This is a genomic window from Geomonas sp. RF6 (genome assembly GCF_021044625.1).
In the GTDB taxonomy this organism is placed as follows: domain Bacteria; phylum Desulfobacterota; class Desulfuromonadia; order Geobacterales; family Geobacteraceae; genus RF6.
In genome coordinates, this window is sequence record NZ_CP087999.1 from 4,097,152 (window position 1) to 4,117,154 (window position 20,003).

General features: G+C 63.9%; 18 protein-coding genes. 14 read left to right on the forward strand and 4 right to left on the reverse strand.

The features are described 5' to 3' along the window. Positions 1 to 165: 165 nt before the first annotated feature. From LPW11_RS17510 to LPW11_RS17570, 13 genes are all read left to right on the forward strand, one after another. A complete protein-coding gene (locus LPW11_RS17510; RefSeq protein WP_230995164.1) occupies positions 166 to 1,860 on the forward strand; it encodes a tetratricopeptide repeat protein in 1,695 nt (564 codons plus the stop codon). Then, positions 1,857 to 3,485, forward strand: coding sequence for a peptide-binding protein (locus tag LPW11_RS17515; RefSeq protein ID WP_230995165.1), 1,629 nt, complete (start codon positions 1,857 to 1,859; stop codon positions 3,483 to 3,485). The genes LPW11_RS17510 and LPW11_RS17515 overlap by 4 nt, the downstream gene beginning before the upstream one ends. Positions 3,486 to 3,501: 16 nt before the next feature. Further along, positions 3,502 to 4,482, forward strand: coding sequence for an ABC transporter permease (locus tag LPW11_RS17520; protein WP_230995166.1), 981 nt, complete (start codon positions 3,502 to 3,504; stop codon positions 4,480 to 4,482). 2 nt (positions 4,483 to 4,484) lie between these two features. Further along, complete coding sequence (gene opp4C / locus LPW11_RS17525; protein WP_230995167.1) at positions 4,485 to 5,333, forward strand: oligopeptide ABC transporter permease; 849 nt, start codon at positions 4,485 to 4,487, stop codon at positions 5,331 to 5,333. A gap of 297 nt (positions 5,334 to 5,630) precedes the next feature. Continuing rightward, complete coding sequence (locus LPW11_RS17530; protein ID WP_230995168.1) at positions 5,631 to 6,146, forward strand: hypothetical protein; 516 nt, start codon at positions 5,631 to 5,633, stop codon at positions 6,144 to 6,146. After that, the gene (locus tag LPW11_RS17535; RefSeq protein ID WP_230995169.1) at positions 6,139 to 7,035 is read left to right on the forward strand and encodes an ATP-binding protein; all 897 of its coding nucleotides are present in this window, start codon (positions 6,139 to 6,141) and stop codon (positions 7,033 to 7,035) included. The genes LPW11_RS17530 and LPW11_RS17535 overlap by 8 nt, the downstream gene beginning before the upstream one ends. Next, positions 7,032 to 8,393 carry a tRNA lysidine(34) synthetase TilS gene (gene tilS / locus LPW11_RS17540; protein WP_230995170.1) on the forward strand — a complete coding sequence of 454 codons (1,362 nt, stop codon included), beginning with the start codon at positions 7,032 to 7,034 and terminating at the stop codon, positions 8,391 to 8,393. The genes LPW11_RS17535 and tilS overlap by 4 nt, the downstream gene beginning before the upstream one ends. 161 nt (positions 8,394 to 8,554) lie before the next feature. Beyond that, on the forward strand, positions 8,555 to 10,387 hold the full coding sequence (gene ftsH / locus LPW11_RS17545) for an ATP-dependent zinc metalloprotease FtsH (protein WP_230995171.1): 1,833 nt from the start codon (positions 8,555 to 8,557) through the stop codon (positions 10,385 to 10,387). Continuing rightward, on the forward strand, positions 10,384 to 11,229 hold the full coding sequence (folP, locus tag LPW11_RS17550) for a dihydropteroate synthase (RefSeq protein WP_230995172.1): 846 nt from the start codon (positions 10,384 to 10,386) through the stop codon (positions 11,227 to 11,229). Before ftsH ends, folP begins: the two co-directional genes overlap by 4 nt. Before the next feature lie 39 nt (positions 11,230 to 11,268). Then, positions 11,269 to 12,021: a diadenylate cyclase CdaA gene (cdaA, locus tag LPW11_RS17555; RefSeq protein ID WP_230995173.1), complete on the forward strand. Its 753-nt coding sequence runs from the start codon at positions 11,269 to 11,271 to the stop codon at positions 12,019 to 12,021. Next, positions 12,018 to 12,392: a hypothetical protein gene (locus LPW11_RS17560; RefSeq protein WP_230995174.1), complete on the forward strand. Its 375-nt coding sequence runs from the start codon at positions 12,018 to 12,020 to the stop codon at positions 12,390 to 12,392. The genes cdaA and LPW11_RS17560 overlap by 4 nt, the downstream gene beginning before the upstream one ends. A 61-nt stretch (positions 12,393 to 12,453) precedes the next feature. Beyond that, positions 12,454 to 13,818, forward strand: coding sequence for a phosphoglucosamine mutase (glmM, locus tag LPW11_RS17565; protein WP_230995175.1), 1,365 nt, complete (start codon positions 12,454 to 12,456; stop codon positions 13,816 to 13,818). Continuing rightward, a complete protein-coding gene (locus LPW11_RS17570) occupies positions 13,811 to 14,530 on the forward strand; it encodes a pyridoxine 5'-phosphate synthase (protein ID WP_230995176.1) in 720 nt (239 codons plus the stop codon). The genes glmM and LPW11_RS17570 overlap by 8 nt, the downstream gene beginning before the upstream one ends. Before the next feature lie 183 nt (positions 14,531 to 14,713). Here the strand turns inward: LPW11_RS17570 and LPW11_RS17575 are convergent, their stop codons facing one another. Continuing rightward, entirely contained in the window at positions 14,714 to 15,202 is a 489-nt protein-coding gene (locus tag LPW11_RS17575) for a hypothetical protein (protein WP_230995177.1), read from the reverse strand. Positions 15,203 to 15,640: 438 nt separating this feature from the next. Here LPW11_RS17575 and LPW11_RS17580 point away from each other — a divergent pair, with 438 nt between their 5' ends. Further along, complete coding sequence (locus LPW11_RS17580) at positions 15,641 to 15,925, forward strand: peptidylprolyl isomerase (RefSeq protein ID WP_230995178.1); 285 nt, start codon at positions 15,641 to 15,643, stop codon at positions 15,923 to 15,925. A gap of 88 nt (positions 15,926 to 16,013) precedes the next feature. Here the strand turns inward: LPW11_RS17580 and LPW11_RS17585 are convergent, their stop codons facing one another. The 3 genes from LPW11_RS17585 to LPW11_RS17595 form a co-directional block, all read right to left on the reverse strand. Beyond that, positions 16,014 to 17,501 (reverse strand): DHA2 family efflux MFS transporter permease subunit, encoded by a 1,488-nt coding sequence (locus LPW11_RS17585; protein WP_230995179.1) that lies wholly within the window; start codon positions 17,499 to 17,501, stop codon positions 16,014 to 16,016. 132 nt (positions 17,502 to 17,633) lie between these two features. Beyond that, a complete protein-coding gene (locus LPW11_RS17590; protein ID WP_230995180.1) occupies positions 17,634 to 18,713 on the reverse strand; it encodes an HlyD family secretion protein in 1,080 nt (359 codons plus the stop codon). A gap of 23 nt (positions 18,714 to 18,736) precedes the next feature. Then, a complete protein-coding gene (locus LPW11_RS17595; protein WP_230995181.1) occupies positions 18,737 to 19,999 on the reverse strand; it encodes a TolC family protein in 1,263 nt (420 codons plus the stop codon). Positions 20,000 to 20,003: the final 4 nt, after the last annotated feature.

Below are 20,003 nucleotides of genomic sequence, written 5' to 3' on the forward strand. Positions count from 1 at the left end.
GCGGGAGCCGCCTTAAATGTAGTTTGACGCTCTTTACTATTTGTGTTAGCTTTTCAAAGTGCTAAAAAGTCGCGTTGTCCCGCGGAGTGCGGTTCTCCGACGGGGTGCCGCGGTTTTTTTCGCCCCTTGAGCCGCCCGAAGCGTCACAGAAACCACAGGTACCCCATGACCAGGAAGTTAGCGCTCCTTCTCCTTTTCGCCTCCCTCCCCGCCTGCGCGGCCCAACACCGTACGGAAATTGCCCCTGCAGCGATTCCGGCGCAGTCGCTCGTCCCGAAGAGCTCCCTCGCCTACTATGCCGAGTCGCGCCTGCGTGCCGCCGACGGCGACCTGGAAGGGGCGCTCGTCCCCCTGAACAGGGCGCTGCAGCAGGATCCGGAGAATCCCTCCCTGCACACGGCACTGGCGCAGCTCTACCTGCAGCTCGGGCGCGGCGAGGAGGCGCTCGCCGAATGCCAGAGGGCGCTGAAGATCGACCCGAACTCGGTGAACACGCAGCTCATGGCCGCGAACATCCTCGTCTCATTGCAGCGGGTGAAAGAGGCGGTGCCACACCTGCAGAAGGTGATCGAGCTCGACCCGACGAAGGAGGAGGTGTACCTGCACCTCGCGGTGTACTACCTGAAGAACTTCGAGTACGAGCAGGCGGTAAACACGCTGAAGGCGCTGGTGAAGGCGGTGCCGGAGTCACCTCTCGGCTATTACTACCTCGCGAAGAGCTACGACCAGATGAAGCTCCCGAAGGAGGCGCTCTCCTACTACAAGAAGGCGGTGGAGGTGAAGCCCGACTTCGAGCAGGCGATCATCGAGATGGGGATCTCGCAGGAGACCCAGGGGCTCACCGACGACGCCATCCAGACCTACCGCACCCTTTTGCAGACAAACCCCGGGAACGTGAACGTGGTGCAGCACCTGGCGCAGCTCTATATCCAGCAGCGCAAGCTTCAGGAGGCGCTCACCCTGCTGCAGGAATCGGGTGGCACGAGCGTGGAGAACAGCCGCAAGATCGGCCTCCTCCTTCTCGAGCTGGAGCGCTACGACGAGGCGGTGACCACCTTCGAGGAGATTCTGAAGCAGGAGCCGGAGGCGCACCAGGTGCGTTTCTATCTCGCCACCGCCTTCGAGGAGATGGAGGACACCCAGCGCGCGGTGGAGGAATTCGCAAAGATCCCGCGGGAGTCTTCCTACTACACCGATGCCGTCGGTCACCTTGCCTACCTGTACAAGGAAGAGGGGGCGCCGGAGAAGGGGATTGCGCTGCTGAAGGAGGAGATCGCCCGCACCCCGTCCCGGGTGGAGACCTATCTGCACCTCGCCGGGCTCTACGAGACGATGGATCGCTATGAGGACGGCGTGAACGTCCTTACCTCCATGGACAAGACCCTCGCCGCGGACCCGCGCGTGAGCTTCAGGCTCGGAGTCCTCTACGACAAGATGGGTAAGAAGGACCAGTCGGTGGCGATGATGCGCAAGGTCATCGCGAGCTCCCCGGAGGACGCGCAGGCACTGAACTACTTGGGCTACACCTTTGCGGAGATGGGGACGAACCTGGATGAGGCGCTCGGCTACCTGAAGAAGGCGGCGTCGCTGCGCCCGGACGACGGCTTCATCCTCGACAGCCTCGGCTGGGTGTACTACAAGATGAAGCGCTACGACGAGGCGATCTACCAGCTCGAGCAGGCGGCACAGCTTGCCGACGACGACAGCACCGTGGTGGGGCACCTCGCCGACGCCTACTGCGCAGGTCGCCACTACAAGAAGGGGCTGCACCTCTTCAAGAAGCTGCAGCAGATGGATCCCGAAGGGGTGGACGTGGTCGAACGGATGAAGCACTGCCGGCCGGAGACGGGAGAGAAATGATCCGTCCCGGGCGCCTTTCCCTCCTGCTTCTCCTCGCGCTCCTCGCCGGGTGCGGCGCCGAGGTTTCCGAGCGCCCGGCCCCCCGCTCCAGCGCCCCCCCTGCCTACGGCGACACCCTGGTTACGGGGAGCATCGGGGAGCCTTCCAACCTCATACCGATACTTGCCTCCGACTCCGCCTCCAGCGACATCTCCGGCCTCGTGTACAACGGCCTCGTACGCTACGACAAGAACCTGAAGCTCGAGGGGGACCTCGCGAAATCGTGGGAAGTTTCCCCCGATGGGCTCACCATCACCTTCCACCTGCGCCACGGCGTGAAGTGGCACGACGGGAAGCCGTTCACCTCCCGCGACGTCATGTACACCTACAAGGTGACGGTCGATCCGAAGACCCCCACCGCCTATGCCGAGGACTTCAAGCAGGTCAAGAGCGCGGAGGCGCCGGACCCCTATACCTTCCGGGCGGTGTACGGCAAGCCCTTTGCCCCGGCCCTCGCCTCCTGGGGGATGCCGATCCTGCCGGCGCACCTCCTGGAGGGGAAGGAGATCACGAAGAGCCCCCTCGCCAGGAGCCCGGTGGGGACCGGCCCCTTCATCTTCCGGGAATGGATTCCGGGGCAAAAGATCTCCCTCACCGCCTATCCCGATTACTACGAAGGGCGCCCCTACCTCTCCGGGTACCTGTACCGCATCATCCCCGACAGCTCCACCATGTACCTGGAGCTGAAGGCGGGCGGGGTGGACATGATGGGGCTCTCCCCTGTGCAGTTCCAGCGCCAGACGGTCAGTCAGGCGTTTTTGAACCGCTTCAACAAGTACCGCTATCCGGCGTCCGCCTACACCTATCTCGGCTACAACCTGCGCCATCCGCTCTTCAAGGACAAGCGGGTCCGCCAGGCGATCACCTCCGCCATCAACAAGGAGGAGATCGTGCAGGGGGTGCTCCTCGGGATGGGGCAGATCGCCCACGGTCCCTACAAGCCGGGGACGTGGCAGTGGAAGCCGACCGTCCAGGACTTCAACTACAACCCCGACCGTGCCCGCGCCCTCCTGAAGGAGGCGGGGTACACCATGGGGGCGGACGGGGTGCTGGTAAAGGACGGCAGGCGCCTGAGCTTCACCCTCATCACCAACCAGGGTAACGACCAGCGCCTGAAGTGCGCCCAGATCATCCAGCGCCGTCTGAAGTGGGTGGGGATCGAGGTGAAGATCCGGGTGCTCGAGTGGGCGTCCCTTCTCACCAACTTCATCGACAAGGGGAAATTCGAGACGCTCCTCATGGGGTGGACGATCGGGCAGGATCCGGACCTCTTCGACGTGTGGCACTCCTCGAAGACCGGACCGAAGGAGCTGAACTTTGTCGGCTTCAAGAACGCCGAGGTCGACCGCCTCATCGAGGAGGGGAGGGGGACCTTCGACATGGAGAAGAGGCGCGCCTGCTACTACAGGATCCAGGACATCTTCGCCCAGGAGCAGCCGTACACCTTCCTCTACGTGCCGGACGCCCTTCCCGTCGTCTCCGCCCGCTTTCACGGCATAGAGCCCGCACCCGCCGGGATCATGCACAACCTGATAAAGTGGTACGTGCCGAAGGATGAGCAGCGCAAGGCCGTCATGACGGAATAACCAGAGAGCCCAACATATGGCCAAATATCTCCTCAAACGCATAGTGATGCTCTTTCCGCTTCTCATCGGCATCACCCTTATCACCTTCACGGTGATCCATCTCGCTCCGGGGGAGCCGGTGGAGATGCAGGTGGCGATGAACCCGAAGGTCTCTGCCGCGGCGCGCGCGCGTCTGCGGGAGTTCTACGGGCTGGACAAGCCCCTTTACGTGCAGTACGGCCTCTGGCTCTCCCGCCTCTCCAAACTCGATTTCGGGCGCTCCTTTGCGCCCGATAACCGTCCGGTGAGGGACAAGATCGTGGAGCGCATCCCGGTGACCCTCTCCCTCAACGTGATCGCCCTCATCCTGGAGTTCGGCCTCGCCCTCCCCATCGGGGTGATCGCGGCGGTGAAGCGGGATACCCTGGTCGATCGGGGCATATCGGTATTCGTCTTCATAGGGTTCGCGGTGCCGACCTTCTGGCTCGCGCTCCTTTGCATGTACCTTCTGGGGGTGAAGTACCCGATTCTCCCGATCTCCGGGCTCCACTCCCTCGGGAGCGGGCGGCTTTCCTTCTTCCCCTGGCTCCTGGACATGGCGAAGCACCTGATACTCCCCGTCTCCATCGCGACCTTCGGAAGCCTCGCGGGGCTTTCCCGCTACATGCGCTCCACGATGGTGGAGGTCCTCTCCCAGGACTACGTCACCACCGCGCGCGCGAAGGGGGTGCGCGAGAGGACGGTAATCTTCCGGCACGCGCTCAGAAACGCGCTTTTGCCGGTGATCACCCTTCTTGGTTTCTCCCTCCCCGCGCTGATCGGCGGGAGCGTGATCTTCGAGACGATCTTTGCCATCCCCGGGATGGGGCAGCTCTTCTACATGGGGGTCATGGGGCGCGACTACCCCCTGGTGATGGGGATCCTGGTGATCGGCGCCTGCCTCACGCTCCTCGGAAACCTCCTGGCGGACGTCTGCTACGCGCTTGCCGATCCGCGCATCCGGCACGGGAGGGGGTGAGGATGAAGGGGAGAAATCACGGCTACTACTGGGATCTCTGGAGGCGCTTCGTGGAGAACCGCTTTGCCTTTGCGGGGCTTTGCGTGGTGGTCCTTCTCTTCCTCGTGTCACTTGCCGCTCCGTACATCACGCCGTACGATCCGGATGCCATAGATGCCTGGCACGTCCTCCTCCCCCCTTCGGGGACCCACTGGTTCGGGACGGACGAACTCGGAAGGGACGTCTTCACCCGCGTCATCTACGGGGCGCGGGTCTCTTTGAGCGTAGGCTTTGTGGCGGTCGGCATCTCCGTCGTCATCGGAACGGTGGTCGGGCTCTTCGCCGGTTTCTACGGCGGCTGGGTCGACTCGGTGCTCATGCGGATCGTGGACATCATGCTCTGCTTCCCGACCTTTTTCCTCATCCTCGCGGTCATCGCCATGCTGGAGCCCTCAATCCGCTACATCATGGTGGTCATCGGGCTCACCAGCTGGATGGGTGTGGCGCGCCTGGTACGCGCCGAGGTCCTTTCGCTGAAGAGCAGGGACTTCGTCCTCGCTGCGAGGGTGCTCGGGGCGTCGGATCAGCGGGTGATCTTCCGGCACATACTCCCGAATGCGCTCTCTCCGGTCCTTGTCTCTGCTACCCTCGGGGTGGCGGGGGCGATACTGACGGAGAGCGCGCTCTCCTTCCTGGGGATCGGGGTGCAGCCCCCGGTGGCGAGCTGGGGGAATATCCTCACCTCCGGCAAGGACTACATAGAGTTCGCCTGGTGGCTCTCCCTCTTTCCGGGGCTCGCCATTCTCGTCACCGTCCTCTCCTACAACCTGGTGGGGGAGGGGGTGCGCGACGCGCTCGACCCGAGAAGGTAGCCTCCGCTGACCTGCAAAATGCAAATTCACAGTGTCCCCCATTCGCAAAGGCTCTTCCTGGAATTGTGGGGAAGGTGGTTACAAGAACCCGGGTGCCCCCGCGCTGGAGCGTAGGCATCTTGCCTGCGATGGCGGCGCAGCCGCCACAGAGCGCGCGGCTGGCGCCGCGGCTACAGGCTGGGAAGCCTGTGCTCCAGCGCGGCGCCACTAGCGTCCCCTCCCATCAACGGAAGGGGGGTGGCCATGTGCGGCTCCCCCGGAATTCCCGGTTGGACTTATTTTTTTTGAGAGGTCTGTATGGCAGAACGTTGTGAAGAAGGATTCGAACAGCTGAAGGTGGACAAGAAGGATTTCGTGGTAATGACGCTCGACGACGAGCTGCGCGTGGACCAGTTGTGCAGCGATCTCCTGCATCGCTTCTACTGCGAAAGGATGGAGTCGGGGCTCACTCCGGAGCAGGCGACCGCCCTTGCCCGGGGCGCCGACTACTTTGTCCGCGATTTCGTGATCTCCATCAAGTCGCGCAGCATCTTCGAGGAGACCCCGGGGATCGTGCGGCAGTTCGCCGGCAACTGGTACATCGTGAACACCCTCGAGCCGAACGCGCAGGAACTGGAGGGGTATCTTGCCGGGATCAGGGAGTTCTACCGTTTCCTGTACGGACACCAGCTCATTTCGCCGCGCTTCCTGCAGGTCATCGAGGGGGAGTGCGCTGACCTTGACTTCTACACCGGGAGGATCGCATCCTTCTGGGATATCACCGGCGACGGGTACCGCGCCTGGGAACGGGAGTGCACCTTAAAAGATGAGTGACACCGGTACCGCACGATGGATGGAGACCGCCCAGCACCTGGAACGAGTCCTTTTGAAGGTGGAGCGCCTGCTGGAAGGGCATGACCCCGAACCTCACCTCGACCCCGCGCTCTTCGAGCGGTACCAGGCCTTCAGGTGGGAGAAGCGGGGGAAGGGGGGGACCTTCGCGGCCATACCGCACCCCCATCTCTTCGATCTCGACCTCCTGGTCGGCGTCGACTACGCAAAGGAATCGCTGCTGCGAAACACCGCCCAGTTCGTCGCGGGCTTTCCCGCCAACAACGTCCTTTTGTGGGGGGAGCGCGGCACCGGGAAGTCCTCCTGCGTGAAGGGGCTCCTTTCCCGCTTCGCCGGGAAAGGGCTGCGCATCATCGAGATCCAGCGCTGCGACCTGCAGTCCCTCCCCCTGATCAGCGAGCTTCTGCGCGCGGTCCCGTACCGCTTCATCCTCTTTTGCGACGACCTCTCCTTCGCCGAGGGGGACACCTCCTACCAGGAGCTGAAGGTCCTCCTCGACGGGGGGCTCGAGGAGCGCCCGGGGAACCTCCTGGTGTACGCCACCTCGAACCGGCGCCACCTCATGCCGGAGCGGATGGAGGACAACCTGAACCTCGGGGGGGAGATCCACTCGGAGGAGGCGATCTCCGACAAGCTCGCACTTTCCGACCGTTTCGGGCTCAACCTCTCATTCACACCTTTCAACCAGCAGACCTATCTGGCGATCGTGGAGCGCCACGCCCGGGCGCACAACCTGGACGTGAGCGATCCCGAGCTGCAAAAAGAGGCGCTGCGCTGGGCCCTGCACAAGGGGCAGCGCTCCGGGCGCGCCGCGAAGCAGTTCGTGGAGGACCTGGCCGGTCGTCTCCTTATCGGAAGCTCACCTGATTGAATCCCCTTCTTGAGAAAATCGTAGAGGAAAAGCTCTTCCGCGAGGGGGAGACGGTGCTCGTTGCGGTTTCGGGGGGGGCGGATTCCGTCGCCCTCCTCGATCTCTTGAGCAGGCTCCCCCTGAAGCTTGCCGTCGCGCACCTCAATCACCAGATCCGCGGTGAGGCAGCGGATGGCGACGAGGCGTTCGTGGAGGAACTTGCCGCCTCCTACCGGATCCCCTGTTACTGCCGCTCCGTCGACGTCCCCGCACTCGCGCGGGAGGGGCGGATGAGCCTGGAGGAAGCGGCGCGCGAGGCCCGCTACCTCTTTCTCCATGAAACCGCTAAAGCGATCGGGGCGACGAGCATCGCTCTTGCGCACCACCGCGACGACCAGGCGGAGACCGTCCTCATGCGCCTCTTGCGGGGGGCAGGGGGGAGCGGTCTGAGCGCCATGAGCCCGCAAAGCGGCATCCTGAAGCGCCCCCTCCTCTCGGTCACCCGCGCGGAGCTCGAGGAGTACTTGCAGGGGAGGGGGGTAAGCTACCGGACTGATGAGACCAATTTCGACACGAGAGTGCTGCGAAATTCGATCCGTCACGAGCTGATCCCGGTCCTCAGGCGGTACAACCCGGAGGTATGCGCGCGTCTTGCCGACACCGCCCGCACCCTTGCCGCCGACGAGGAACTCCTGCAGCAGGTGACCGAGGAGGCTTATGCCCGCTGCGCCGCCGTCTCCGGCGACTCGGTGCAGCTCGACCTGAAGGTGCTTTTGTCCCACCCGGTCGCTCTGCGCATGCGCCTCTACCGACATGCACTCTCACAGGTGCGGGGACTGCAGCGGATCGGCCGTGTCCACCTTGAGGCGATCGACCACCTCGTCTTCGGCGAGCGCCCCCAGGCTCGCCTTTCGCTCCCCGGCGGCGCCAGGGTGGGGCGCAGCTACAGCGTCCTTACAGTCTCTCCCGCTCCTCCCCCCGCCGCGGAGTATTTTGAGGCTGAGATAACGGCTCCCGGGATCCACCCGCTCCCCCTGGGGGGGCGGCTCCGCGTGGAGAGAATCGCGCTCCCCGCCAACCTCGACTCCGGCTCTCGTACCGTCGTCTACCTTGCGCCGGAAGCGGCGCCCTTTCCGTGGCTCGTGCGCCCCTTCCTTCCCGGCGACCGTTTCACCCCCTTCGGGCTATCCGGAAAGCAGAAGGTGAAGGATTTCTTCATCAACAACAAGGTCGAGCTCGAGCGCCGGCGCCGGGTGCCCCTTCTTTTCAGCGCCGGAAGGCTCCTGTGGATCTGCGGATACAGAAGCTCCGAGGAGGGGCGCGTCACCCCCTGCTGCGATGCGGTGTTAAGGGCCGAAATTCTTGATATTATTCCCTGAAAAGCTCTTGTCATACCGGGGGGATTGTGGTAGTTTTCTTCATTTGAATCCGCTGCCCGCGCGGGATTGCGGGTGAGGCAGCGAGATTTTGGGGCGCCGAACCGGCCGCTTTGCCGGGTAGAGAAAAGGTGTCCCCACAGTCAGGTACTTCGGGAGGAAACTTGAATCAGTTTTATAAAAATCTTGCGCTTTGGCTGGTGATCAGTCTGATGATGATCCTCTTGTTCAACCTGTTCAACAAGCCGAAGCCGACCCAGGAGAGGCTCGACTACAGCGACTTCATAACCGCTGTGGACACCGGGAAGGTGAAGAATCAGGACCGGCGGGTGACGAGCGTGGTGATCCAGGGGAACGAGATCATCGGCAAGTTTAACGACGGGAAGGAGTTCCGCACCTACAAGCCGGCGGACGCGAACCTGACCGATCGCCTCATCTCCAAAGGTGTCGCCCTTTCGGCCCGCCCGGAGGAGGAGCGTTTCTCCTGGTTCTCCCTCTTGGTCTCCTGGTTCCCGATCATATTCCTCGTCGCGGTGTGGATCTTCTTCATGCGCCAGATGCAGGGGGGTGGCGGCAAGGCGATGGCCTTCGGGAAGAGCCGCGCGAAGCTCCTCACCGAGGCGCAGGGGAAAGTGACCTTTGAAGACGTAGCCGGCATCGAGGAGGCTAAGGACGAACTGGAGGAGATCATCTCCTTCCTGAAGGACCCGAAGAAGTTCACGAAGCTCGGCGGGCGCATTCCGAAGGGGGTTCTCCTCATGGGGCCTCCGGGCACCGGAAAGACGCTTCTCGCCCGCGCCATCGCTGGTGAGGCGGGGGTTCCCTTCTTCTCCATCTCCGGTTCCGACTTCGTAGAGATGTTCGTCGGCGTCGGCGCCTCCAGGGTGCGCGACCTCTTCGTGCAGGGTAAAAAGAGCGCGCCGTGCATCATCTTCATCGATGAGATCGACGCCGTCGGCCGCCACCGCGGCGCTGGGCTCGGCGGGGGGCATGACGAGCGGGAGCAGACGCTGAACCAGCTCCTCGTCGAGATGGACGGCTTCGAGTCGAACGAAGGGGTCATCCTCATCGCCGCGACAAACCGCCCGGATGTCCTCGACCCGGCGCTGCTGCGCCCCGGCCGCTTCGACCGCCAGGTCGTGGTGCCGCGTCCCGACGTGAAGGGTCGCGAGGCGATCCTCAGGGTGCACACGAAGAAGACCCCGCTCTCCCCGGACGTCGATCTCGGCGTCGTGGCCCGCGGGACGCCTGGCTTCTCCGGCGCCGACCTCTCCAACGTGGTGAACGAGGCGGCCCTTCTGGCTGCCCGCAAGGAGAAGAGCCTCGTGGAGATGTCCGACTTCGACGACGCGAAGGACAAAGTCCTCATGGGTGTGGAGCGCCGCTCCATGGTCATCTCCGAGGAGGAGAAGAAAAACACCGCCTACCACGAGGCGGGGCACACGCTGGTGGCGAAGCTCATCCCCGGGACCGACCCGGTGCACAAGGTCTCCATCATCCCGCGCGGCAGGGCGCTCGGCGTCACCATGCAGCTCCCGATCGAGGACAAGCACTCCTACTCCCGCACTTCGCTGCTGGACCGCATCGCGGTCCTCATGGGGGGGCGCGCCGCGGAGGAGATCATCTTCAACTCCACCACCACCGGTGCCGGAAACGACATCGAGCGCGCCACGGAGATCGCCCGCAAGATGGTGTGCGAGTGGGGCATGAGCGAGAAACTCGGCCCGGTGAGCTTCGGGAAGAAGGACGAGCAGATCTTCCTCGGCCGCGAGATGGGGGTACAGAAGAACTACTCCGAGTCGACCGCGGTGGAGATCGACGGCGAGATCCGCCGCATCGTGGAGCAGAACTACGCTCGCGTGATAGAGCTCCTCTCCGCAAACATCGATACGCTGCACAAGATCTCCCTTGCCCTGGTGGAGAAGGAGAACCTCTCCGGCGAGGAAGTCGACCGCATCATCGCAGGTGAAGAACCGGAAGGGGCCACGCCGGTATGACCGAGGCCCCGGCCACCTGGGAACTCTCCGGCAGGACGCTTTCTCTCTCCCGCCCGCTGATCATGGGAATACTGAACGTCACCCCCGATTCCTTCTCGGACGGCAACCGCTACTTCTCCACCGGGGTTGCGGTGGAGCGGGCGCTGCAGATGGTGGAGGAAGGCGCCGACATCATCGACATCGGGGGGGAGAGCACCCGCCCCGGCGCCCCCGAGGTGAGCGAGGCGGAGGAACTCTCCCGGGTCCTCCCGGTGGTGCAGGCGCTCTCCGGGAAGGTGCAGGCACCGATCTCGGTCGATACCTACAAGGCCGCCGTCGCCCGCGCCGCCTGCGCCGCAGGCGCGGAAATCATCAACGATGTGAGCGCGTTCTCCTTTGATCCGGCGATGGCGTCTGTGGCTGCAGACGCCGGCGCCGGAGTCGTCCTCATGCACACCCGGGGACGTCCCGATTCCATGCAGAAAGATACCGGCTACGCCGACCTCATCAACGAGGTGCGGGAGAGCCTGGCGGCTTCACTCGCCGCCGCGGTCGCCGCCGGCGTGAAGCCGGAACGGATCGTGCTTGATCCCGGGATCGGCTTCGGCAAGGGGGCCGAGGGGAACCTGGAGCTGATCCGTCGTCTCGGGGAGTTCCTCCCCCTGGGGCGCCCGCTCCTCATCGGCCCTTCCCGGAAGTCCTTCATCGGGCGCATCCTCGGGAGGGAGACCGGAGAGCGGGTCTTCGGAACGGCGGCGGCCGTTGCCGTCGGCCTCATAAACGGCGCCTCCATCTTCAGGGTTCACGACGTAGCAGCCATGAGGGACGTGGTGGACCTCACGAGGGCACTCACCGCTTCCTGACCGGCTTTTCCCGCACCCGGCCACCCCAGGAAGCGATTGATGCGATCTCTCCCCTACATAGCGCTCTTTCGGGATCTCGTGGACCTGGCGCTCATGGCGTGCATCATCCAGCGACTGTCGCGCCTCATCAGGAGCGCGCTCGCGGTGCGCATCATGCTCGCGCTCTCCGGTCTCCTGGCGGGGCATCTGGTGGCACGCATCTTCGCCCTGCAGGGGGTCCGGCTTCTTCTGGACACGCTCCTTGCCTCCTCCGTCCTGGTTCTTGCCGTCATCTTCCAGACCGACATGCGCCGCGCCTGTGCGAACCTCGGGAAGACCCGCGAGGTGAAGGGGTACGGCATGGGGGACGCCTTCGAGGAGATCGTCACTGCGGTCGAGGGGCTGGTGGCGAAGAAAATCGGCGCGCTCATCGTCATCGAGCGTGGCATCCCGGTGGACAACTACCTCGCGGTGGGGACGGAGATCGACGCGAAGGTGACGAGCGAGCTCATCTCTTCCATCTTTCTGCCATACTCCCCGATCCACGACGGGGCCGTCATCATCCAGCGCGGCAAGCTCACGAAAGCGGGGTGTTTCCTCCCCCTTACCCAGAACCCCGAGGTCAGCAAGACGATGGGGACCCGGCACAGGGCCGGGATGGGGCTGAGCGAGCTCGTCGACGCGGTGGTGATCGTAGTCTCCGAGGAGACGGGGCAGATTTCGGTCATGCTCGGGGGGAAGAGGACAGGACTCGACCTGCAGGGGCTGCGCCGCATGCTGAAGCGGCTGGTCGATCCGAGGTGGCTCAAATGAGCTGGGAAGGCGCGACAGGGCGATGGGTCCTTTCGGTCCTTCTGGCGGCCCTTCTGTGGGTCGCAGTGGCGGCGGAGCGGACCGAGGAACTCTCACTCTCGGTCCCGGTGGAACTGGAGCATCTCCCGCCAGGGCTTGCGGTCGTCGCAGCTCCGGCACGCGTCTCGGTCACTCTTTCCGGGCCGCGCATCCTGCTGGCCCGCGTCCCGCTAAGTCCCCCGGTGTGCCGGCTCGACCTTTCCGGTGCAGGGGAGGGGACGGTGACTTTCCGCCCGGTGGAGACGGCGCTCGGCCTCGACCGGGAGATCCGGGTGTCGCGTCTGCACCCGAGTCCCCTTTCGGTGACGCTGGGGCGGGAGGCGCACCGCTAGTATCTGCTACAATTACCTGATTGCCAGTACACAAAATTACCCTTTTGAGGAGCAAGTAGATATGAAGAAACTTTTCGGTACCGACGGCGTTCGCGGGGTGGCAAACGTCTACCCGATGACGGCGGAGATGGCCATGCAGATCGGTCGTGCTGCGGCCTACATCTTCAAGAACGGCAAGAACCGTCACAGGATCGTCATCGGCAAAGACACCCGTCTTTCCGGCTATATGCTGGAGAGCGCACTGGTGGCGGGGATCTGCTCCATGGGGGTCGACGTCCTCCTGGTAGGTCCGCTCCCTACCCCCGGGATCGCGAACATCACCTCCTCCATGCGCGCCGACGCAGGGGTCGTCATCTCCGCCTCCCACAACCCCTTCCAGGACAACGGCATAAAGTTTTTCTCCCGCGACGGCTTCAAGCTTCCGGACGAGATAGAGCTGAAGATGGAGGAACTGATCTTCTCCAAGAGTATCGACAGCCTGCGCCCGACCGCCACGGAAGTGGGGAAGGCGTACCGCATCGACGATGCCGCCGGACGCTACGTCGTCTTCCTGAAGAGCGCCTTCCCGAAAGACCTCGACCTCACCGGTCTGAAGATCGTTCTCGACTGCGCCAACGGCGCGGCGTACAAGGTCGCTCCCGCCGTCTTCGAGGAACTCGGCGCCGAGGTCATCACGATCGGGGTGAAGCCGAACGGCACGAACATCAACGCGGAATGCGGCTCGCTGCACCCGGAGGTCCTCTCGGCCGCTGTGAAGACGCACGGGGCGGATCTGGGGATCGCGCTCGACGGTGACGCCGACCGCGTCATCTTCGTCGACGAGCACGGATCCGTCGTCGACGGCGACCGGATCATGGCGATCTGCGCCACAGACATGATCAAGCACGGCACGCTGAAAAAGAACACCCTCGTGGCCACTGTCATGAGCAACATGGGTCTCGACATCGCCATGAAGCGGGTCGGGGGGACCGTGCTGAAGACAGCGGTGGGGGACCGCTACGTCGTGGAGGAGATGCTGAAGGGGGGGTACAACCTCGGCGGGGAGCAGTCCGGTCACATGATCTTCCTCGACCACAACACCACCGGCGACGGCGTCCTCTCGGCGCTGCAGGTCCTTGCCATCATGCAGAGGCGCTCACAGAGGCTTTCCGAGCTTGCCGAGGTCATGACCCCGCTGCCGCAGGTGCTGGTGAACGTGCGGCTGGCGCAGCGCACAGACATCATGCAGGTGCCGGAAGTGGCGACGCTCGTGCGCGACGTGGAAGGGAAGCTGAAGGGGGAGGGGAGGGTGCTGATCCGCTACTCCGGAACCGAGCCCCTCCTGCGCATCATGCTGGAAGGCTCCGATGAGGGGCAGATCACCGGGTGGGCCAACGAGATCGCCTCCACCGTAGCCGGTGCCCTCGGAGGTGAAGGACGTGGCTAGACTCGGTGTCAATGTCGATCACGTGGCGACGATAAGGCAGGCGCGAGGGGGCTCCGAGCCCGATCCGGTCACCGCCGCCGCCATCGCCGAGCTTGCCGGGGCGGACGGTATCACCATCCACCTGAGGGAGGACCGGCGGCACATCCAGGACCGCGACCTCACCCTCATGCGCCAGACGGTGCAGACCCGCCTCAACCTGGAGATGGCTGCCACCGAGGAGATGATCGCCATCGCCCTGAAGGTGAAGCCCGACTGTTGCACCCTCGTCCCGGAGAAGAGGGCGGAATTGACCACCGAGGGGGGGCTCGATGTGCGCCTGAACCTCGACTCGGTGAAGGGGGCGGTGCAGAAGCTGCAGGAGGGGGGGATCATCGTGAGCATCTTCGTCGACCCCGACCCCGACCAGATAAAGGCGTGTCACAAGACCGGCGCCGACTATATCGAGATCCATACCGGCGCCTTCGCCGACGCCCCCGACATCGGTGCGGAAGAGAAGGAACTGGTGAAGATCGAGAATGCCATAAAGCTCGCACAGAAGCTCGATCTGGGAGTCAATGCAGGGCACGGCCTGAACTACAGCAATGTGCGGAAGGTGGCGGCCCTCGGCGGGATAGAGGAGTTCAACATCGGGCACTCCATCATCTCCAAGGCGGTTCTGGTAGGTCTCGACCGCGCGGTGCGCGACATGGTGGAGCTGGTGCGCTACGCCTGATCGGAAAACGCCAAAATTCAAGACCTGACCCCGGGTCAGGTCTTGAATTATAAGGTGCGTAACGCCACTACAGCGGCAGAAAACGAAGAGGGGCCTGGTTTAGGGCCCCTCTTACTTTGCGAGCCCGCGCTGCTTTCGCAGTCATCGGGCTCTCTCTTTTCACGCTGGTCTGCGTGTCACCTGCTAGCGCGATCCGCCGCTGGAACCACCGGTCCCAGTGCCGCCGCCCATGCTGCCGCTGCCGCTGCCGGTTCCGATGCTGCCGCCGGTGTCGCTGGTGCTGCCGCCGGTCCCGCCACCCATGCTGCCGCCGGTGCTGCCGCCGGTGCTCCCGCCGGTCCCGCTGCCACTCATGCCGCCGGTTGTGTCACTGGTGCTGCCACCAGTGCCGCTGCCGCTGGTGCCGCCCATGCTGCCACCGGCACCGGTGCTGCCACCTGTGCTACCACCCGTGCCGCTTCCGGTACCGCTCGTGCCGTAGCTGCCCCCTGTCCCGCCCGTGTCACTGGTGGTACCGGTGCCGCTCTTGCCACTGCTGCGGGAGGTGTCGGTGCTCCCTCCCGTTGCCCCGCCGCCACCGCCTTCTTTGCTGCAGGCGGTCATAGAGAGGGTGAAACCGGAAAGCGCCACAAGCGCGAGGGTGCCGAACAGAAATCTTTTCACACTGGCCATAGAGTATCTCCTCCTTTGTCGTTACTCCCTATATAAAAAGTATAGGGCATCTGCGCCGAGTAAAATGGGTTTTCTGCTTGCAGATCCGACAGTTGTGCCTGCCGGAATAAGGCGGTTCCTGTCGCGGGGTCTCATTTGCCGGTAACTCTGTTTCAGCGGCACAGTCTTTTCTTTTCATTGGCCAAAGAAGTGAAAGAGCGGTGCTTTCCACATCCTTCATTGACCGTCCGGAAATCTGGAAGACAGGTACGGCAAAAAAAATTTCCCTCGCCCAAAAATCTTTTCCGGGAGGAGCAAGATGGCCAGCCGATCGACGAGCGGGGGTATTCTTCTTGTGGTTCGGCGCTACTCTAAGATATAGTGGACCGAATTGGGCGGCTTGGCGTGATCCGGCTTCTGGCCCGGAAGGGCAACCACATTACTAAAGGAGAGATTTCCATGACGAAGGCAAGTGCGCGCCACATCCTTGTGTCCAGCGAGGAGGCGTGTCTGGATCTGAAGAAGCAGATCGAAGAAGGTGCTGACTTTGGAGAGGTGGCGCGGCAGCATTCGCTGTGCCCTTCCGGGAAGCGCGGGGGGGGTGCGCTCGGGGAGTTTCAGCCGGGACAGATGGTGAAGGAATTCGACCAGGTCGTCTTCAGCGGCGAAGTCGGGAAGGTGCTCGGCCCGGTAAAGACCCAGTTCGGGTACCATCTGATCGAGATTACCAGCCGTACGCCGTAATTTCCCCGGTGTGACACGAAGGAAAAAAGGCGCAAAGGGTCTCTCCTCTGCGCCTTTTTTGCGTCCTCGATCTGCCCTTCCCGCAAGGTCAGTGGACTGGCGGGGGTGGGGCGTGCCGGTCGGGCTTTTTCAGGAGGAGCAGGAGGGGGATGATGACCAGGAACGCGAGCCCCACGATGAAGAAGATCCTGTTGTAGGAGAGCATCGCAGCCTGGCGCCGGACCGTCCCGTATATCATCGCCAGGGCGGCATTCTGCGCGCTCGCCGGATCAAGTCCCCGCGAGGCGGCTGCCTGCGTCATGGCGGAGATCGTCTTTTGCGTGACGAGGCCGTAGGGGGTGACGTGGGCGGCGAGCGTCGTCTGGTAGAACTGGGAGTAGCGCGCCAGCATGGTGGCGGCGATGGCGATCCCCACGCTCCCGCCGATGTTGCGCAGCAGGTTGAAGATGCCGGTGGCGTTCCCCATCTCCTCCTTGCTGATGGTGGCGAGGGTGACGGTGGTGAGCGGCACGAAGATCATGGCGAGCCCGATGCCGAGGATCACGCGCGGCCACACGAAGTCCCAGTAGGCGGCCTCCAGCGAGAAGCGCTGCATGATGAACATGGAGGTGGCGCCTATGATGAGGCCGCCGAACACGACCTTGCGCCCGTCGTATTTCTGGATCGCCGCGCCGACGAAGGGCATGGTGACGAGGGTGGCCACCCCGCCCGGCGCGAGCACCATCCCCGCCATCGTGGCGTTGTACCCCATGAGGGTCTGCAGGAAGAGGGGGATCAGCATGATGGAGCTGTACAGGCAGAACCCGACGAAGAACATGATGGTGTTCCCGGCGGAGAAGGAGACGTTCTTGAAAAGGCGCAGGTTGACGACCGGGTGCGGATGCATGAGCTCGACGACCACCAGCGCCACGAGCGAAATGGCGGAGACCACCGAGCAGGTCACGATGAAGGGGGAGTTGAACCAGTCGTCGCGCTGCCCCAGGTCGAGGACGATCTGCAGCGCCCCGAGGCCGAGGCACAGGAAGGTGAGCCCCCAGTAGTCGATGGCGGTCCGCTCCCTCTTCAGGTAGCTTGGGTCGAAGATGAAGAAGGTTGCCATGACGACGGCGATGATCCCGATCGGGATGTTGATGTAGAAGATCCAGCGCCAGTTCAGGTTGTCGGTGATCCACCCACCGAGGGCGGGGCCGATGATCGGGCCGAACATCGCTCCGACCCCGAAGATCGCCATCGCCATCCCCTGCTGGTGCGGCGGGAAGGTCTCCATCATGATCGCCTGGCTGATCGGGATGAGCGCTCCTCCGGCGGCTCCTTGCACGACACGGAAGAATATCAGGGAGTTCAGATTCGGCGCGGCGCCGCAAAGGAGGGAGGAGAGGGTAAAGAGCGTGATGCAGGTGATGAGGAAGCGTTTCCTGCCGAACATGCGGGAGAGCCACCCGGTCATCGGGAGGACGATGGCGTTGCTCACCAGGTAGGAGGTAAGGACCCAGGTGATCTCGTCGGTCCCGGCGTTCAGGCTCCCCTGCATGTGCGGGAGAGCAACGTTCGCCACGGAGGTGTCCACGATCTCCATGATGGTGGGGAGCATCACCGTGATGGTGATGAGCCACTTGTTGATGTTCTGCTCTTTTTCCTTTTTGCTGGTCAGGGTGGAACCTCCGCGAGACCCGGGGAACGGACCGGGTGGTGCCGCTTCCGGTGAGGGCTACAGCCCGAGGACCTGCCGGAAGCTCTTCCCGGTGAGGATGGTGGGCACGACGCTCATCCCGACGCGCAAAAGGTGGTTCGGGTCGGAGGCGGCGTCTATGGCGATCCGCACCGGAACCCTCTGCACGACCTTCACGTAGTTGCCGGTGGCATTCTCCGGCGGAAGGAGGGAGAAGGCCGCTCCGGTCCCCGCCATGAGGCTCTCCACGTTACCCCTGAAAGAGAGGCCGGGATAGGCGTCGACGGAGAACTCCACCCGCTGCCCAGGCCTCACGTCGGTGAGCTGGCTCTCCTTGTAGTTCGCGGTCACCCACGAGTCCTGCAGGCTGACGAGCGCCATCAGCGGCTGCCCCGGCTGTACGTAGTTTCCCGGCTCCACGGACTTCTTCGTAATGTAGCCGTCCGAGACCGCGACGATGCGGGTGTAGCTCAAGCTGAGCTTCGCTTCTGCGAGCTGGCTCTGCCTCTGGGCAACCTTCGCGTCCTTCTTCCCCTGCGAGGTCATCCCGAGGGTCGCCTGCGCGCGGCGCTCCCCTTCCTGCGATTCCCTGAGCTGCATCTGAGCGACGGTGCGTGCGGTTTTCAGCTTGTCGAGCTGCTCGCGGGGGATGACCTCCTTCGCAAAGAGCGCCTCCGCGCGCTTGAGATCTATCTCCGCCTGCTCCAGGCGCGCCTTCGCCAGTCCCACCGTGGCACGGGCCCCCTCGAGCTGCGCCGCGTCGCCGGCGGTCTCGTTCCTGGCGAGATCGAGCGCTGCGGCTGCCGTCTCGGCGCGGGCCTGGTAGTCGGAGGTGTCCAGTTCGACCAGGAGATCCCCCTTGTGCACGAACTGGTTGTCCACCACGGCGACCCTCTTCACGAGCGCCGGGATGCGGCTGGAGACGGAGTGCACGTGAGACTCGATAAAGGCGTTGTCCGTCTCTATGTGGGTCTTGCTCTTCACCCACTGGTGCACGCCGAAGACTGCGCTGCCGATGCACAGGATCGCCAGGATGATCGCGCCGCGCTGCCTCTTGTTCAGCCTCTTCCCACCGTTTTTTTCATCCACGGCCTGACCGTTGCCGTTTTCCTCTGCCATAAAACCCCCCGGGGTGTCGGTAGCTAAAGCTGTCCCATCGCCCGCTTCACGCGGGCCGCCGCGACTTCCAGATCGAACACGCTCCTGTAGTAGTCGGTGCGGGTCTGGGTGAGCAGCGTCTGGGCATCGACCACCTCGGTGGCGGTGCCCACTTTCTCCTGATAGCGGTCCTTCGTGATGCGCAGGTTCTCCACCCCCTGCTGGATCGCCGTTTCCGAAACCTTTATCCTCTCCTGGGCGACCGCCATGTCGTTTCGTGCCGTGGCGAGCTCGAGGGAGAGGCGCTCCTTCAGATCGCGCACCCGATCCTCGTCGCGGGAACGGGCGGCGACCGCGGCGCGCAACCTGGAGGTCGTGGCGAAGCCGTCGAAGAGGTTTACCCGGAACCCGGCAGTCGCGGCCATGATCGTCTGCTCCGTCACCGCGCTGTTACTGACGTAGTCCGCCGAGAGCTTCAGAAAGAACTCCGGGTACCACCCGGTCTTCAGTTCCTTCACGGTGAGCTCGTCCGCCTTTACGGTGTCCTGCAGCGCGACGAGTTCCCCCCGTCCGGAGAAGTCGACCGGAGCGGCGGGGGAGGGGAGCGCGGCTGTCTCGGTCCCTTCCCGGAGCTCGCCGCGGAAATCGGGGGGGTACCCTGCGAGGTAGTTGAGGAGGAGCCAGCCGTTTTGCACCGCGTTTTGGGCGGCAAGGAGCTTCTGGCGGCTCGCCGCGACCCGGACCTCGGCCTGCAGCAGGTCGTTTCGGGTCACCACCCCCTCCTCGTACAGCGCTTTGGCCACCCGCTGGTGCGAAAGCATCTGGTCGAGCTCGTCCTTTGCCGCCTGCACGACCTTCCCCCCCTCGAGGATCCCGTAATAGGCGCGCACCACCTGCAGGAAGACGTCCTGCTCGCTGGCACGGTACAGCCCCTTCACGGCGTCGGTCTGCAGCCTCGCGCTTTCGGTGCGGTAGCGGGTTCTGCCGAAGTCGTAGAGGGTCTGGTAGATGGAGAGGCTGAAGAAAGGGAAATCTGCGTCCTGGGTGGGGAGGGCGAGGCCGTTGAACTCCACCGCCTGAGGATCGAGCTGCGCCTGGTACCCCCCCTGCGCGTCGATGCGGGGGAGGTGCCCGCTGCGCGCCACCCCCTCCTGTTCGAGGGCGATCGCCTGCTCCCGGGCCGCGGCCTTCAGCGAGCTGTTCGAGGTGGCAGCCTTCTCGAGGAAGTGCTTCAGCTCCAGGGGCTCCGCGTGCACTTGCGGGATTGCGATGAGAAGTGCACCTACTATGACCAGTATCTTGTACATGAAG